Genomic DNA, 14,218 nt, shown 5'->3' with positions numbered 1-14,218 from the left:
GGTGCGGGATGGCACTGCTGCGGGCGCACGCATCGGCACGCCACGCCCCTCATGCTACTTGCGGGTAACCAGACTGCCCACCCCCCACCGCCGGAGCGGCGAACGTCACACGTGTGGGGGCGGCGCCGGCGGCCCGGCGAGGCCGGGTAACTGGCGTGAATTCGATCCTCGCCGATGAGTCGTACCCGGCCGGGGGCTGCGACACGCGGACGCCCCCCTGCCGGATCGGCCAGAGGGGCGTGTGCGCCGCGTGGATCAGGCGGTGTCCGGGGCGAGGGCCCGCAGCAGCAGGGGGCCGACCTGTTCGATCTGCCAGCGGCGTGCGCCGTGTCCGGCCAGCGCGGCCTCGACCGTGTCCGGCGTCAGGGCCTTCGGCGGCTCCCAGCAGACCCGGCGCACCGTGTCGGGGGTGATCAGGTTCTCCTGCGGCATGTGGAGCCGCTCCGCGAGCTCCGACACCGCGGCGCGGGCCGCTGACAGGCGGGCCGCCGCGGCCGGGTCCTTGTCCGCCCACGAACGGGGCGGGGGCGGGCCGGCCGGGTGCTGGCCCGGCTGGGGCAGCTCGATCTCGGGCAGGGCCTTGGCCCGGTCGACGGCCGCCTGCCACTGTTCCAGCTGACGCCGGCCCATGCGGTGCCCGAAGCCGGGCAGGGCGGTGAGCGCCTGGACGTTCACCGGCAGCGCCAGGGCCGCCTCGATGATCGCCGCGTCCCCGAGCACCTTGCCGGGCGAGATGTCACGGCGCTGCGCCACCTGGTCGCGGGCGGTCCACAGCTCCCGTACGACCGCGATCTGACGGCGGCGGCGCACCTTGTGCATGCCGGAGGTCCGGCGCCACGGGTCCGTGCGCGGGGGAGCGGGCGGTGCCGACGCGATGGCCGCGAATTCCTCCAGGGCCCACCCGAGCTTGCCCTGCCGGTCCAGCTCCTCCTCCAGGGCGTTGCGCAGGTCGACCAGGAGTTCGACGTCGAGAGCGGCGTAGCGCAGCCAGGGCTCGGGCAGCGGGCGGGTGGACCAGTCCACCGCCGAGTGGCCCTTCTCCAGGGCGTAGCCGAGGACGTTCTCCACTATCGCGCCAAGTCCGACGCGTGGGAATCCGGCCAGCCGTCCCGCGAGCTCGGTGTCGAAGAGCGAGGTGGGGATCATGCCTATGTCGCGCAGGCAGGGCAGGTCCTGCGTGGCGGCGTGCAGGATCCACTCGGTACCCGTGAGGGCCTCGCCGAGACCGGACAGGTCGGGGCAGCCGACCGGGTCGATCAGCGCACTCCCGGCACCCTCACGGCGGAGCTGCACGAGGTAGGCGCGCTGGCCGTAGCGGTAGCCGGAGGCGCGCTCGGCGTCGACCGCGACGGGACCCGTGCCCGCGGCGAAGTCCGCGACGACCCGCGCCAGGGCGTCGTCCGTCGCCACCACCGGCGGAATGCCCTCGCGCGGTTCGAGCAAGGGGATCGGCGCCGGGGCGACGTCGTCCGGGGGAGCGCCCCCGGTGGTTCGCAGTGAGGTGTCTGCTGCGGTCTCTTGGGCGTCGGTCACATGCCAAGGGTATCTGTGTATGCGCGTCGCCCGTCGACGGAAGTTCCGTCGACGGGCGACCATGCGCGTAAACCGGCCGGATGTGCATCCGTGCAGGTACCGGCGGGCGAGGGGGTCAGTGGATGATGCCCGTCCGCAGGGCCACGGCGACCATTCCGGCGCGGTCTCCGGTGCCGAGCTTGCGGGCGATGCGGGCGAGGTGGCTCTTGACCGTGAGGGCGGAGAGGCCCATCGAGACGCCGATGGCCTTGTTGGACTGGCCCTCGGCGACCAGGCGGAGCACCTCCACCTCACGGCCGGACAGTTCGCGGTAGCCGCCCGGGTGGCTCGGGGAACCGGGAGGCCTGCGGTGCATTCGGGCGGCGTTGGCGCCGATGGGGGCGACGCCGGGGCGGGTGGGATGGCCGATGTTGGTACGGGTGCCGGTGACGACGTAGCCCTTCACGCCGCCCGCGAGGGCGTTGCGTACCGCGCCGATGTCATCGGCGGCGGAGAGGGCGAGGCCGTTCGGCCAGCCGGCGGCTCGGGTCTCGGACAGCAGGGTCAGCCCGGAACCGTCGGGCAGGTGGACGTCGGCAACGCAGATGTCGCGCGGGTTGCCGACGCGGGGGCGGGCCTCCGCGATGGACGACGCCTCGATGACGTCACGAACTCCGAGGGCCCACAGATGACGGGTCACGGTGGAACGGACGCGCGGGTCGGCCACGACGACCATGGCCGTCGGCTTGTTCGGGCGGTAGGCGACCAGGCTTGCGGGCTGCTCGAGGAGAACGGACACCAGGCCTCCTGGGGAGTGGCGGGACGGGCCGGCTCGGGGATGAAGCCGGGGCGAACCGTGCTTGAAGGGTCATTGACCTCTTCGGCAGCAGGCGCGTCCTCCTTTAGGGGAAGATCACGATTTCATGCGTAACAATTCGGGCAAATAGGACGAGCGATCGATTGTACGAAAAGAGAGCCGGTCTCTGTGCGACCGGCTCTCCGGGGAAGTGACGCAGTGTTATGAGACCTGGGGGCCCCGGCGCTGAGGCAGGGTCACCACCGCCGCGTCGGCCGTGCCCGACGGCGGGAGCCCCGCCAGCTGACAGAGCAGATCGGCCCACGCGACGAGGTGTGCCGCCATGTCCGGCACCCCACCGCGCGCCTCGCGCGGCGTCCACGAGGCCCGGATCTCGATCTGCGTCGCCGGACGGCGTGCGGAGAGCTCGCCGAAGTAGTGCGACCCGGCGCGGGTCACCGTGCCGCCGGCCTCGCCGTACGACAGGCCCCGGGCGTCCAGCGCGCCCGTCAGCCAGGTCCAGCACACCTCGGGCAGCAGGGGATCGGCGGCCATCTCGGGCTCCAGCTCCGCCCGCACGAGCGTGACCAACCGGAACGTGCCCTGCCACGCGTCGTGCCCGGCCGGATCGTGCAGCAGCACGAGACGGCCGTCGGCGAGATCCTCCTCGCCCTCCACGACCGCGGCCTCCAGGGCGTACGCGTACGGAGCGAGTCGCTTCGGCGGCCGCGTGGGCTCGACCTCGAGTTCGGGGCGCAGGCGGGCCGAACGCAGAGCGTCGACCGCGGACCGGAACGCGACCGGGACTGATTCGCCCTCCGCACTCCCCTCGCCGCCGGTGCCATCGGAATGATCGGAAAATTGTCCCTGAGCCGGAGCCATGCGGGGAAGAGTAGGCGGAACCGGAGCCCCGTGCAGGGAGGGACACCCATGCGGCGTCCGGCTCATTGCCGCTCCGTGCGAAGATTCCGTGTGTGAGTGTCAACGACCTTCCGCCAGAGCTCAGCTCCGTCCGATCAGGGGAGGGCCCGTCCTCGGGCCTGCAGACGACCCCCGCCCCCCACGAGTCGGCGTTCCTCAAGGCGTGCCGGCGCGAACCGGTGCCCCATACTCCGGTCTGGTTCATGCGTCAGGCGGGGCGATCACTGCCCGAGTACCTGAAGGTCCGCGAAGGCATCGCGATGCTCGACTCCTGCATGATGCCGGAGCTCGTCACCGAGATCACCCTGCAGCCCGTACGCCGCCACAAGGTCGACGCCGCGATCTACTTCAGCGACATCGTCGTACCGCTCAAGGCGATCGGCATCGACCTCGACATCAAGCCCGGCGTCGGACCGGTGATCGCGGAGCCGATCCGCACCCGCGCCGACCTGGCCCGGCTGCGCGACCTCACCCCCGAGGACGTCCCGTACGTCACCGAGGCCATCGGCATGCTCACCGCCGAGCTCGGCGCGACGCCGCTGATCGGCTTCGCCGGTGCGCCGTTCACGCTCGCCAGCTATCTCGTGGAGGGCGGCCCGTCCCGCAACCACGAGCGCACCAAGGCCATGATGTACGGCGAGCCGGAACTCTGGGCCGACCTGCTCGACCGGCTCGCGGAGATCACCGGCGCGTTCCTCAAGGTCCAGATCGAGGCAGGCGCCTCGGCGGTCCAGCTCTTCGACTCCTGGGTCGGCGCCCTGGCCCCGGCCGACTACCGCAGCTCCGTGATGCCGGCCTCCGCGAAGGTCTTCGACGCCGTCGCGTCGTACGGCGTCCCGCGCATCCACTTCGGTGTCGGCACCGGTGAGCTGCTCGGCCTGATGGGCGAGGCTGGCGCGGACGTCGTGGGCGTCGACTGGCGCGTCCCGATGGACGAGGGCGCCCGCAGGGTCGGCCCCGGCAAGGCGCTCCAGGGCAACCTCGACCCCGCAGTGCTGTTCGCGCCGACCGAGGCGGTCGAGGCGAAGACCCGTGACGTGCTCGACGCCGCCGCCGGTCTCGAGGGCCACATCTTCAACCTGGGTCACGGCGTCATGCCGACGACCGACCCGGACGCGCTCACCCGGCTCGTGGAGTACGTCCACGAGCGGACGGCGCACTGAGCTCCGGCCCTCAGCCCTTCCCCTGGTCCCGGAGGGCCGCCCGCACCGCCGCCACGGCCTTGCGGGCGGCCACCAGGACGGGGTCCCAGACCGGCGAGAACGGCGGGGCGTAGCCGAGGTCGAGTGCGGTCATGCCCTCTACGGTCATCCCCGCGGTCAGGGCGACAGCGGCGACGTCCACGCGCTTCGCCGACCCTTCGCGGCCCACGATCTGCACGCCCAGCAGCCGTCCGGTGCGGTACTCCGCGAGCATCTTCACCGTCATCGGCTGCGCTCCCGGGTAGTAACCCGCGCGGCCCGTCGACTCGATCGTCGCCGTGACGTAGCGCAGGCCGACGGCGCGCGCGTCCTTCTCGCGCAGCCCGGTCCTGGCGATCTCCAGATCGCAGACCTTGCTGACCGCCGTACCGACCACGCCGGGGAACGTGCCGTAGCCGCCGCCCACGTTGGCCCCGATGATCTGGCCGTGCTTGTTGGCGTGGGTGCCGAGCGCGATGTGCCGGGTGCGGTGCGCGACTAGGTCCAGCACCTCGACGCAGTCACCTCCCGCCCAGATGTCGTCCTGGCCCACCACTCGCATGGAAAGGTCCGTCAGAAGGCCGCCGTGCGGGCCCAGGGGCAGACCCGCCGCGCGCGCCAGCGTGGTCTCCGGCTCCACGCCGATGCCGAGCACGACCACGTCCGCCGGATAGGTCTTCCCGTTCGTCGCGACCGCGTTCACCCGGCCGTCCTCGCCGGTCAGGATGCCGGTGACCGAGGCTTCGTTGACCGTGGTGATGCCCAGGCCGTCCATCGCCTCGTGGACGAGCCGCCCCATGTCAGGGTCGAGGGTTGCCATCGGCTGGGTGCCGCGGTTGAGCACCGTCACCTCGAAGCCGCGCTTGAGCATCGCCTCGGCCATCTCGACGCCGATGTAACCGGCCCCGACGACGACGGCACGGCGCTCCGTGACCCGGTCGAGCGAGTCCAGGAGTGCCTGACCGTCCCCCAGGGTCTGCACCCCGTGGACGCCCGGCGCGTCGATGCCCGGCAGGTCCGGGCGGACCGGCCGGGCACCTGTCGCGATCACGAGCTTGTCGTAACCCGTCCAGTACGACTCACCTCGGGCGAGGTCCAGCGCGCGGGCCCTGTGCCCCCGGACGTCGATCTCCGTCACCTCGGTGTGGGTGCGCAGGTCGATGGCACGGTCCCGGTGCTCCTCCGGGCTGCGGGCGATGAGCCTGTCGCGCGACTCGACGTCGCCGCTCACCCAGTACGGGATGCCGCAGGCGGAGTACGAGGTGAACTCCCCGCGCTCGAAGGCGACGATGCTCAGCTCGTCCGGCCCCTTGAGCCTGCGGGCCTGCGACGCGGCGGACATGCCCGCCGCGTCGCCCCCCACGACCACCAGTCGCTCCGCCGCCATTGCAGGGTCCTTCCCTTCGCCGCCGTGTGCAGGTCCGGGGCCCACGCTACGGCGCTTACGGGGCGGACGGGGCCTGCGGGGCTTCCGAGGGCTCCTGAGACGTCATGCGGCGTCGTGGCAGCCGTCCCCGCACGAGCCGCCACAGCACCAGCAGGAACACTGCGGCGGCGAGGAAGGGAGCCGTGGCGCCGATCGCCACCGCGATCCACCGCAGCATGGTCACGAACGCGTCCCAGCCGCCCGCCAGCGCGTCCAGGAACCCGGTGTCCTCGTCCTCCGGGTCCGTGGCGTCCTCGTCAGGCTCGTTGAGTTCGAGCGTGACGGTCGCCAGCGAGGTGCGGTCCTTCAGCGACGCCTGCTGGGCGAGGAGCGACTCCAGGTCCGCCTGACGGCTGCTCAGTTCGCCCTCCAGAGCCACCACGTCCGTGAGCTTCTCCGCCTTGTCCATCAGGTCGCGGACCCGGGCGACGCTCGCCCGCTGGGTGGCGATCCTGCTGTCGACGTCGACCACCTGACCGGTGACGTCCTTCGCGTTCGACGTACGTGAGCGCAGCTTCCCGGAACCGGCGAGCCGGCTCAGCACCTCGTCGTACCTGTCCTGCGGCACCCGCAGGACCAGATGCGACGTGTCGTACCTGTCGTCGATCCGCTCCGTGGTCTCCTCCGCGACGAGGCCACCGGCCCCCTTCGCGGCGACCCGGGCCGCCGCGACCGCCTTCGGCACGCTCTTCACCTCGATGGAGAGCGTGGCCGTGCGGATGACGTGCACCGCCACCGCGGATCCGGGCTTCGGCGCGGAGCGGGCACCGTCGGCGGGCTTGCCCGCGGCCTCAGCGCCGGCGCCCTCGGCGCGGGGCGCGGCCGCCTTGCTGTCGGACGCGGAGTCCGACGCCCCGCTGCCGGCCGCGCATCCGGCGGTGGCCAGAAGGACGGCGAGGAGTCCGGCGGCAGCCAGCGCGTGCGGGCGGCGCCGGACGTGACGGACGGAACGGACGGGTGGATGACTGTCCGTGTGGCGGTCGATGTGCATGACGCGTCCCCCCAGGGCCGGTTGCAGATGTTGCCGGTTCGACGTGAGGGCCCTTGCGCGGGTTTCCTCCCGGTGGTTTCGAAGCGGTCACGTTCGGGACTCGGAAGTCGTTTGAGAGAGTGGACCCATGCAGCGTTCTCTTCAGCGCGATACCACACGCACCGGCCACGCCGTCGTCATCGGCGGCGGCATCGCCGGACTCGCCGCCGCTCACCGGCTGCTGGACTCCGGCCTCCGGGTCACCGTCCTGGAGGCGACCGGTCGGCTCGGCGGCAAGCTGATGACCGGGGAGATCGCCGGCACCCGGGTCGACCTGGGCGCGGAGTCCATGCTCGCCCGCCGTCCCGAGGCGGTCGGGCTCGCCGTCGCGGCCGGGCTCGGTGACCGCCTCCAGCCCCCCGCCACCGCCACCGCGTCCGTCTGGACCCGCGGTGCGCTGCGCCCGATGCCCAAGGGCCACGTGATGGGCGTGCCGGGTGATCCGGCGGCGCTCAGTGAACTGCTCTCGCCCGAAGGGCTGGCCAGGATCGCCGAGGAGCGCGACCTCACGCCGACGGCGGTGGGCGACGACGTCGCCGTCGGCGCGTATGTGGCCGATCGTCTCGGCCGGGAGGTCGTGGACCGGCTCGTGGAGCCGCTGCTGGGAGGGGTGTACGCGGGTGACGCCTACCGCATCTCGATGCGTGCGGCGGTGCCGCAGCTCTTCGAGGCCGTGAAGGAGGGCGGGCCGCTCCTCGACGGTGTCATGCGCATCCAGGAACGCGCTGTTGCCCGGCAGCAGACGGGGCCCGTCTTCCAGGGCATCGACGGAGGCATCGGCACCCTGCCGGACGCCGTCGCGGGCGTCGTGCGGGCGGGGGGTGCGGAGATCCTCATGGACACGCCGGTGCTGGGGCTGACCCGGACCGGGGACGGGTGGGACGTGCGCACGGACGGCGGGGTGATCGCCGCCGACGCCGTCGTGATGGCCGCCCCCGCCTGGTCCGCCTCCACCCTGCTCGCCGCCGAGTGCCCGGCCGCCTCCGTCGAACTGGCCGCTGTCGAGTACGCCTCGATGGCTCTGGTCACCATGGCCTTCCGGCGCACCGACGTCGCCGGGACCGAGGCACTGCAGGGGCGATCCGGGTTCCTCGTCCCGCCGGTCGACGGGCGCACGATCAAGGCCGCCACGTTCTCCAGCCACAAGTGGCGGTGGGTCGCGGACTCGGCGCCCGACCTCTTCGTGCTGCGTACGTCGGTGGGCCGGTACGGCGAGGAGCAGCACCTGCACCGTGAGGACTTTGAACTCGTCGACGTGTCCCTGAGCGATCTCGCCGCCGCGACCGGGCTGACGGCCCGGCCCGTCGACACCGAGGTCACGCGGTGGATCGGCGGACTGCCCCAGTACCCCGTGGGCCACTTGACCCGGGTCGCCCGGATCCGTGACGAGGTCGCGAAACTGCCCGGACTGCGGGTGTGCGGAGCGGTGTACGACGGGGTCGGGATCCCGGCCTGCATCGCGAGCGGGCAGCGCGCGGCGGACGAGATCGCGGCGGACTTCACCGGGGAGAGCGCCGGGACCCCCACCCGGGTTCGGGGCACGCGGAGCGAGGCGGGACAATAGCCGTATGAGTGCGCCAGAGAAGCTTCCGAACGCGGGTAAGAAGGCCAAGGACCTCAACGAGGTCATCCGCTACACCCTGTGGTCCGTCTTCAGGCTGAAGGACGTCCTTCCCGTCGACCGCGCCGGTTACGCCGACGAGGTCCAGGAGCTGTTCGACCAGCTCGCGGCCAAGGACGTCACGGTCCGGGGCACCTATGACGTGTCCGGTCTGCGGGCCGACGCCGACCTGATGATCTGGTGGCACGCGGAGACCTCGGACGAACTCCAGGAGGCGTACAACCTCTTCCGGCGCACGAAGCTCGGCCGCGCCCTCGAGCCGGTCTGGTCGAACATGGCGCTGCACCGCCCAGCCGAGTTCAACAAGTCGCACGTGCCCGCCTTCCTGGCGGACGAGACCCCGCGCGACTACATCAGCGTGTACCCCTTCGTGCGCAGCTACGACTGGTACCTGCTTCCCGACGAGGACCGCCGCCGCATGCTCGCGGACCACGGCAAGATGGCCCGTGGCTACCCGGACGTGCGCGCCAACACCGTCGCCTCCTTCTCCCTGGGAGACTACGAGTGGGTGCTCGCCTTCGAGGCCGACGAGCTGTACCGCATCGTCGACCTCATGCGTCACCTGCGGGCCTCCGAGGCGCGGCTGCACGTCCGTGAGGAGGTCCCGTTCTACACGGGGCGCAGGAAGAGCGTCGCAGAATTGGTGACCGGGCTCGCATAGCCAGCGTTTCCGGCCATCCCGACCCGGAAGATCAGTTGGCGGGCAACGGCGCGTGTGACGCCGCCCGTCGTTCCAGCGACACCGGGTCCGGTACCGGGTACACATCGGCCGACGGCCGGCGAACCGTCGTGATCCGCGGGGGAGTCATCCATACCTCTCCGCAGGCCACCGCTTCTCGCCGTGTCCGGCCGGTGTGTCCCGGACCGTATGCGTGCAGATGACGCAGGGCCGTCCCCGCTCGGGGCGGCCCTGCGTCATGTGCGGCTCTCGTCCGAGGAGCCTGCTACCGGGTCTGTGCTGCCCGTGTCAGGTCCGGGCCCCGCTGAGCAGGGCCGCCCGCAGCTCCGGGTCCTCGACGGCGCCCACGCCCCGTACGGCCACCGCCGCGAGCAGGTCGCGGTCCGCGCCGTGCGCCGGTGCCGGTAGTGAGTCCAGCCAGTGTTGTCCCGTCGGGGAGGCCCACGGGCTGTACGGGTGGTTCTCCAGCCGTGCGATGGCCAGGCACCCCAAGGTCAGCACGAGCGGCAGCGCGAACCACGCCGCCACCGGTCCCGCGTGTGTGGTCTCCTGACCGGGAATCAGGATGGCAGCGGCGGCCAGGGCCACCACGAGCACCGCGGTGCCGCGCACGGCCCGCACCGCCGATTCGAGGTCCGACCGGGTGCCGTGCGGCACGGCGAGGCCCGCCGCGACGAGACGGTCGGCGAGGGTGCGTACGGCGTCCGCGGCAGCCGCGGCCGCCCTGACCGGCGCTATGCGGGACTGCCCGTCCGGCCCGATCGCACGGATCACGGTGCGCTCGAGGTCGTCCCGTCCCTCCGGATCGACGACCGTCGCCCAGCCGGTGTGGGCGAGCAGCAGCCGGCGCCGCAGGTGCATGGAGACCAGGGCCAGATCTGCGACCCGGTGAGGTCCGCCGGCCAGGAACGCCGTCTCGTACGGGCTGAGTTCGGGGGATGTGGGCTTTCGCGTGGCGTGAGACGGCCGCTGGGCCGCGCTCGCGGTGACGAGACACAGCCGGATGCAGGAGACGCCGGCGGCGCCCCATGCGATCAGAAGAAGTACGACCCAGAGCATGACTGAGTTGTATGCGAAATCTCCAGAGAAGCGCCATAGGCTGTTCACGATTCGGGCGAACTTGGTCACAGCTGGTTATCGGTGGCTGAATCCTGATCCAGGCGGATTCGTGGGCCGGCACTCGGGCAGCGGCACCGCGCCGCTGCCCGAGCCCTCGTCCGGGCGCACGTCCCGCGTCCGTGCCGTCAGGAGCCGCCACCACCGCAACTGGACCCGCCACCACCGCCGCAGCTCGACCCGCTGCTGCAGCTCGACCCACCACCGCAACTGGACCCGCTGCTGCCGCAGCTCGACCCCGAGCTGCACGTGGAGCCCGTTCCGGAATCGCCGCCCCCGCCGGTGGAGCCCCCGCAGCCGCCGCCGGGACCCGCACTCGCGCACCACACCACGGGCACGAACACCGTCGCAGCGGCGGGCGACGCGGAGGCCGAGGACACCGACGAGGAACGCCCCGACGGCCGTTGCCTGGCGGCGGCCACCAACTGCCCCTGCAGCTCCGGGTCGGGGAGTGCGCTCAGGCCCCTCGTGGCCACCAGATGGGCCGGATCCGTCACATGGGCGTTGGCCGTCCGGTAGCTGTCGGCGGCCCTGCGCCCCGCCTTGGTGAGCCGCGCCTTGGCCGCCGCCGCAGTGGCCAGACCGACCACGGCCCCGGTCAGCAGGGCGGGCAGCACCTTCACGACGAAGGGGAAGGGAGTGTCCGCGTACCCGTCGTGCACCGCGTACTGAGCGACGGTCAGGGCGATGCTGACCGGGATGGCCACGATGCAACCGATCCCCAGAGCGAGTGCCCAGCCGCGGCGGGTCCGGCTCTCGCCCGGTGCGACCAGCAGGTCCCGCGCGGCCAGACCGTCGCCGATCTCCTGCACCGCCGGGTGCCGCATCACGGCCTCGCGCAGGGAGTGCAGGGCGCCGCTGGGCGCGGCGGCCAGTTCCTGGAGCACGGCGCGCTCCACCGCGTCACGGGCCTCGTACCGCCGGAGCGTGACGATGCCCGGACCACCGATGGCCAGCCGCCCGTTCGCGTGCATGCGGGTGAGCGCCATGTCCACCACCCTGGCCGGGCCGCCGCTGAGGAACGCCACCTCGGAGAGGTCGTGGACGTACACGGCGTTGTCGGTGCCGCGCCTGCCGACGCGGCGCGTCGCGACGACCAGGAGCACCGAGGCGACGGCGACGGCGAGGGTCAGCAGCAGAGCGAGTGTGTTCAAGACGGTCACCTCCCCAGAAGAGCGGTACGGGCGGCGCGGACCAGGCGGGTCCCGCGGCGCGGTCGGCGTGGGGCGGCGCGCTCTTCCCACCATCGCGTCAGCCTCCGCCGGGCGGCCTCGTCGGCCGGGTGGCCCGCCACCAGCAGCTGCTCGGCGAAGCCGAGGGCGTCGCGGCGGTAACCGGCGGACATCGGCCGGTTCCGGGCGTACGCGAGGAACTCCCGCCGGTAGCCGTCGCCGAGGATCTCGGGCAGCTCAGGGGCCACCTTGGCGACGACGTCGGCCCGCTTCGCGGCCAGGGCCCGGCTCTGCACCCCGAGGCGCAGGTGGTCGAAGCCGTCGGGCGCCGGGGTGCCGGCCACCAGTGACGAGAGCAGCGCGGTCTGCCCCAGGGCGGTCCGGCCGCGGGCACCAGCCGCGCGGGAAGCCGGCCCCGCCACCGGGGCCGGTCGCCGCCGCACCCGACGGGGGCCTGCGGCAGCCGCGGTGAGCGTCTCCCGGATCGCGGTCAGTTCAGCCGCCAGTCCGGCGTCCGGCGGGAAGTCGTCATCGCGCTCCAGCAGCACACCCGGCGGATCGACCCGGGACCGGAGCTCGGCCAGCACGTCCAGGACCGGTCGCGTCACCGGGTGGGCGTGGGTGTCGTGCCAGACGCCGTCCTTCTCGACGCCGCCCGCCACGTGGACGTAGGCGATGGCCTCCACCGGCAACTCGTCGAGGGCGGCCGCTGGGTCCTCGCCGCGGTTTACATGGTTGGTGTGCAGATTGGCCACGTCGATCAGCAGCCGTACGCCGGTGCGCTCGACCAGCTCCGCGAGGAACTGTCCCTCGGTCAGCTGGTCGCCGGGCCAGGAGATCAGCGCGGCGATGTTCTCCAGGGCCAGCGGGACGGGCAGCGAGTCCTGCGCGATCCGTACGTTCTCGCACAGCACCTCCAGCGCGTCCCAGGTCCGGGCCACGGGCAGCAGATGGCCCGCCTCCAGCGCCGGCGACGCGGTGAGGCTCCCCCCGGCCCGTACGAACGCGATGTGCTCGGTCACCAGAGGCGTGCCCAGCAGCTCGGCCCTCGCGGCCAGAGCGGCGAGACGGCCGGGGTCCGGGCGGTCCGCACCGCCCAGACCCAGCGAGACGCCGTGCGGGACGACCGTCACTCCGCGCTCCCGCAGGCGCACGAGGGAGTCCGGGGGATGGTCCGTGCAGATGTTCTCCGCGACCGCCTCGACCCAGTCGATCCCCGGCAGTGCCTCGATTGCCTCCGCGATCTCCGGCCGCCAGCCGATCCCCGTTCCCAGCTTCATCGGAGTCCTTTCGTGGATACCCCGGCCTTCAGGCCGGGGAGGAGACGAACCCCTGCGGAGCAGGGCAACGGCGAGGTTTCGCCGCCAGGCGAAAGGCCGTGCTCCGACCAGCAGGTTCGATCTTTACGCAAGCTGCTGCTAGTTTGTGAGCCATGGTCACCAGTCACGTGAAGCGGGCGTTCAAGTACCGCTTCTATCCGACGGATGCGCAGGCGGCGGAGCTGTCGCGCACCTTCGGATGTGTGCGGAAGGTCTACAACCTGGCGCTCGCCGCACGTACGCAGGCGTGGACCCGTCAGGAGCGTGTCAACTACAACCAGACGTCGGCGATGCTCACCGCGTGGAAGAAGACCGACGAACTGGCGTACCTGAACGATGTGTCGTCGGTGCCGTTGCAGCAGTGCCTGCGGCACCTGCAAGCCGGCTTCGCGAACTTCTTCGCCAAGCGGGCCGAATATCCGCGTTTCAAGTCCCGGAAGAAGTCCCGCCGGTCGGCGGAGTACACCACCAGCGGCTTCCGCTTCCAGGACGGCCGTCTCACTCTCGCGAAGATGAAGGACCCGCTGGACATCGTGTGGTCGCGGCCCCTGCCCGAGGGTGCTTCGCCGTCCACGGTGACGGTGTCGCAGGATCCGGCGGGGCGCTGGTTCGTGTCGGTGCTCGTCGAAGACCCCTCGGTGAAGGCGTTGCCCACCGTGGACGCGGCGGTCGGTATCGACGTGGGCCTCACCACCTTGATGACCCTGTCGACCGGGGAGAAGGTTTCGAACCCGAGGCATGAGCGTCGCGACCGGGCCCGTCTGGCGAAAGCGCAGCGGAACCTGTCCCGGAAGGCGAAGGGCTCCAACAATGGGGCGAAGGCCCGGCTGAAGGCCGCGAAGGTGTATGCCCGGATCGCCGACCGGCGTCGGGATCACCTGCACAAGCTGTCGACTCGACTCGTGCGTGAGAACCAAACGCTCGTGATCGAGGACCTGACCGTACGCAACATGGTCAGAAACCGTTCGCTGGCCCGCGCCATCAGTGATGCGTCGTGGGCCGAGTTCCGCACCATGCTGGAGTACAAGGCCGGGTGGTACGGGCGGGACGTGGTGGTCGTTGACCGCTTCTTCCCCTCGTCGAAGCTGTGCTCGAACTGCGGCACCATCGCATCGAAGATGCCCCTGCACGTGCGAACGTGGACGTGCGGCTGCGGCACGGTCCATGACAGGGACGTGAACGCGGCGAAGAACCTTCTGGCGGCCGGGCTGGCCGTGACAGTCTGTGGAGCTGGTGTAAGACCTCAACGGAGTTCTCCGGGCGGGCAGTCGGCGACGAAGCAGAAAACCCCACGGCGCGAGCCGTAGGAATCCCCTCCCTCAGGGAGGGGAGGATGTCAAGGTGTTCCCTCCCCGTTCTGTGCAGGGGTGATAGCCCCGCAGAACGGCGGCGAATCCGGGAAGGGGACGGTTCAGAGGTGGATTTGAGGTTTCCGGATGTGTCCG

The 14,218-nt window shown here is 71.7% G+C and carries 12 protein-coding genes; 4 read left to right on the top strand and 8 right to left on the bottom strand.

What is annotated here, in order from left to right:
* Positions 1–255: 255 nt before the first annotated feature.
* The 3 genes from ACFU5K_RS06080 to ACFU5K_RS06070 all read right to left on the bottom strand — a co-directional run bounded on the left by ACFU5K_RS06080 (position 256) and on the right by ACFU5K_RS06070 (position 3,190).
* Positions 256–1,533, bottom strand: coding sequence for an HRDC domain-containing protein (locus ACFU5K_RS06080; protein WP_384057468.1), 1,278 nt, complete (start codon positions 1,531–1,533; stop codon positions 256–258).
* A 115-nt stretch (positions 1,534–1,648) separates the two neighbouring features.
* Complete coding sequence (locus tag ACFU5K_RS06075) at positions 1,649–2,311, bottom strand: response regulator transcription factor (RefSeq protein WP_033300087.1); 663 nt, start codon at positions 2,309–2,311, stop codon at positions 1,649–1,651.
* 219 nt (positions 2,312–2,530) lie between these two features.
* On the bottom strand, positions 2,531–3,190 hold the full coding sequence (locus ACFU5K_RS06070; RefSeq protein ID WP_384057464.1) for a DUF3000 domain-containing protein: 660 nt from the start codon (positions 3,188–3,190) through the stop codon (positions 2,531–2,533).
* 158 nt (positions 3,191–3,348) lie between these two features.
* Here ACFU5K_RS06070 and hemE point away from each other — a divergent pair, with 158 nt between their 5' ends.
* Positions 3,349–4,392, top strand: a complete 1,044-nt coding sequence (hemE, locus tag ACFU5K_RS06065; RefSeq protein WP_384057511.1) for a uroporphyrinogen decarboxylase — start codon at positions 3,349–3,351, stop codon at positions 4,390–4,392.
* Positions 4,393–4,402: 10 nt separating this feature from the next.
* Here the strand turns inward: hemE and ACFU5K_RS06060 are convergent, their stop codons facing one another.
* Positions 4,403–5,797 (bottom strand): FAD-dependent oxidoreductase, encoded by a 1,395-nt coding sequence (locus tag ACFU5K_RS06060; protein ID WP_384057461.1) that lies wholly within the window; start codon positions 5,795–5,797, stop codon positions 4,403–4,405.
* A 55-nt stretch (positions 5,798–5,852) separates the two neighbouring features.
* The gene (locus ACFU5K_RS06055; RefSeq protein WP_384057459.1) at positions 5,853–6,827 is read right to left on the bottom strand and encodes a DUF4349 domain-containing protein; all 975 of its coding nucleotides are present in this window, start codon (positions 6,825–6,827) and stop codon (positions 5,853–5,855) included.
* Positions 6,828–6,954: 127 nt separating this feature from the next.
* Here ACFU5K_RS06055 and hemG point away from each other — a divergent pair, with 127 nt between their 5' ends.
* A complete protein-coding gene (gene hemG / locus ACFU5K_RS06050) occupies positions 6,955–8,430 on the top strand; it encodes a protoporphyrinogen oxidase (protein ID WP_384057457.1) in 1,476 nt (491 codons plus the stop codon).
* A 4-nt stretch (positions 8,431–8,434) separates the two neighbouring features.
* The gene (gene hemQ / locus ACFU5K_RS06045) at positions 8,435–9,148 is read left to right on the top strand and encodes a hydrogen peroxide-dependent heme synthase (RefSeq protein WP_384057454.1); all 714 of its coding nucleotides are present in this window, start codon (positions 8,435–8,437) and stop codon (positions 9,146–9,148) included.
* 306 nt (positions 9,149–9,454) lie between these two features.
* Here hemQ and ACFU5K_RS06040 read toward each other — a convergent pair whose 3' ends face one another.
* From ACFU5K_RS06040 to ACFU5K_RS06030, 3 genes are all read right to left on the bottom strand, one after another.
* Positions 9,455–10,225 carry a TIGR04222 domain-containing membrane protein gene (locus ACFU5K_RS06040; protein WP_384057451.1) on the bottom strand — a complete coding sequence of 257 codons (771 nt, stop codon included), beginning with the start codon at positions 10,223–10,225 and terminating at the stop codon, positions 9,455–9,457.
* A 185-nt stretch (positions 10,226–10,410) separates the two neighbouring features.
* On the bottom strand, positions 10,411–11,436 hold the full coding sequence (locus ACFU5K_RS06035; RefSeq protein ID WP_384057449.1) for a TIGR04222 domain-containing membrane protein: 1,026 nt from the start codon (positions 11,434–11,436) through the stop codon (positions 10,411–10,413).
* Between the two features lie 5 nt (positions 11,437–11,441).
* Complete coding sequence (locus ACFU5K_RS06030; protein WP_384057446.1) at positions 11,442–12,734, bottom strand: DUF692 domain-containing protein; 1,293 nt, start codon at positions 12,732–12,734, stop codon at positions 11,442–11,444.
* 152 nt (positions 12,735–12,886) lie between these two features.
* On the opposite strand from ACFU5K_RS06030, the gene ACFU5K_RS06025 reads away from it, so the two are divergent.
* A complete protein-coding gene (locus tag ACFU5K_RS06025; RefSeq protein WP_384057443.1) occupies positions 12,887–14,080 on the top strand; it encodes an RNA-guided endonuclease InsQ/TnpB family protein in 1,194 nt (397 codons plus the stop codon).
* Positions 14,081–14,218 lie beyond the last annotated feature (138 nt).

It is taken from the genome of Streptomyces sp. NPDC057428, from assembly GCF_042803195.1.
GTDB lineage: Bacteria > Actinomycetota > Actinomycetes > Streptomycetales > Streptomycetaceae > Streptomyces.
This window is presented reverse-complemented; position numbering and strand designations above follow the sequence as displayed.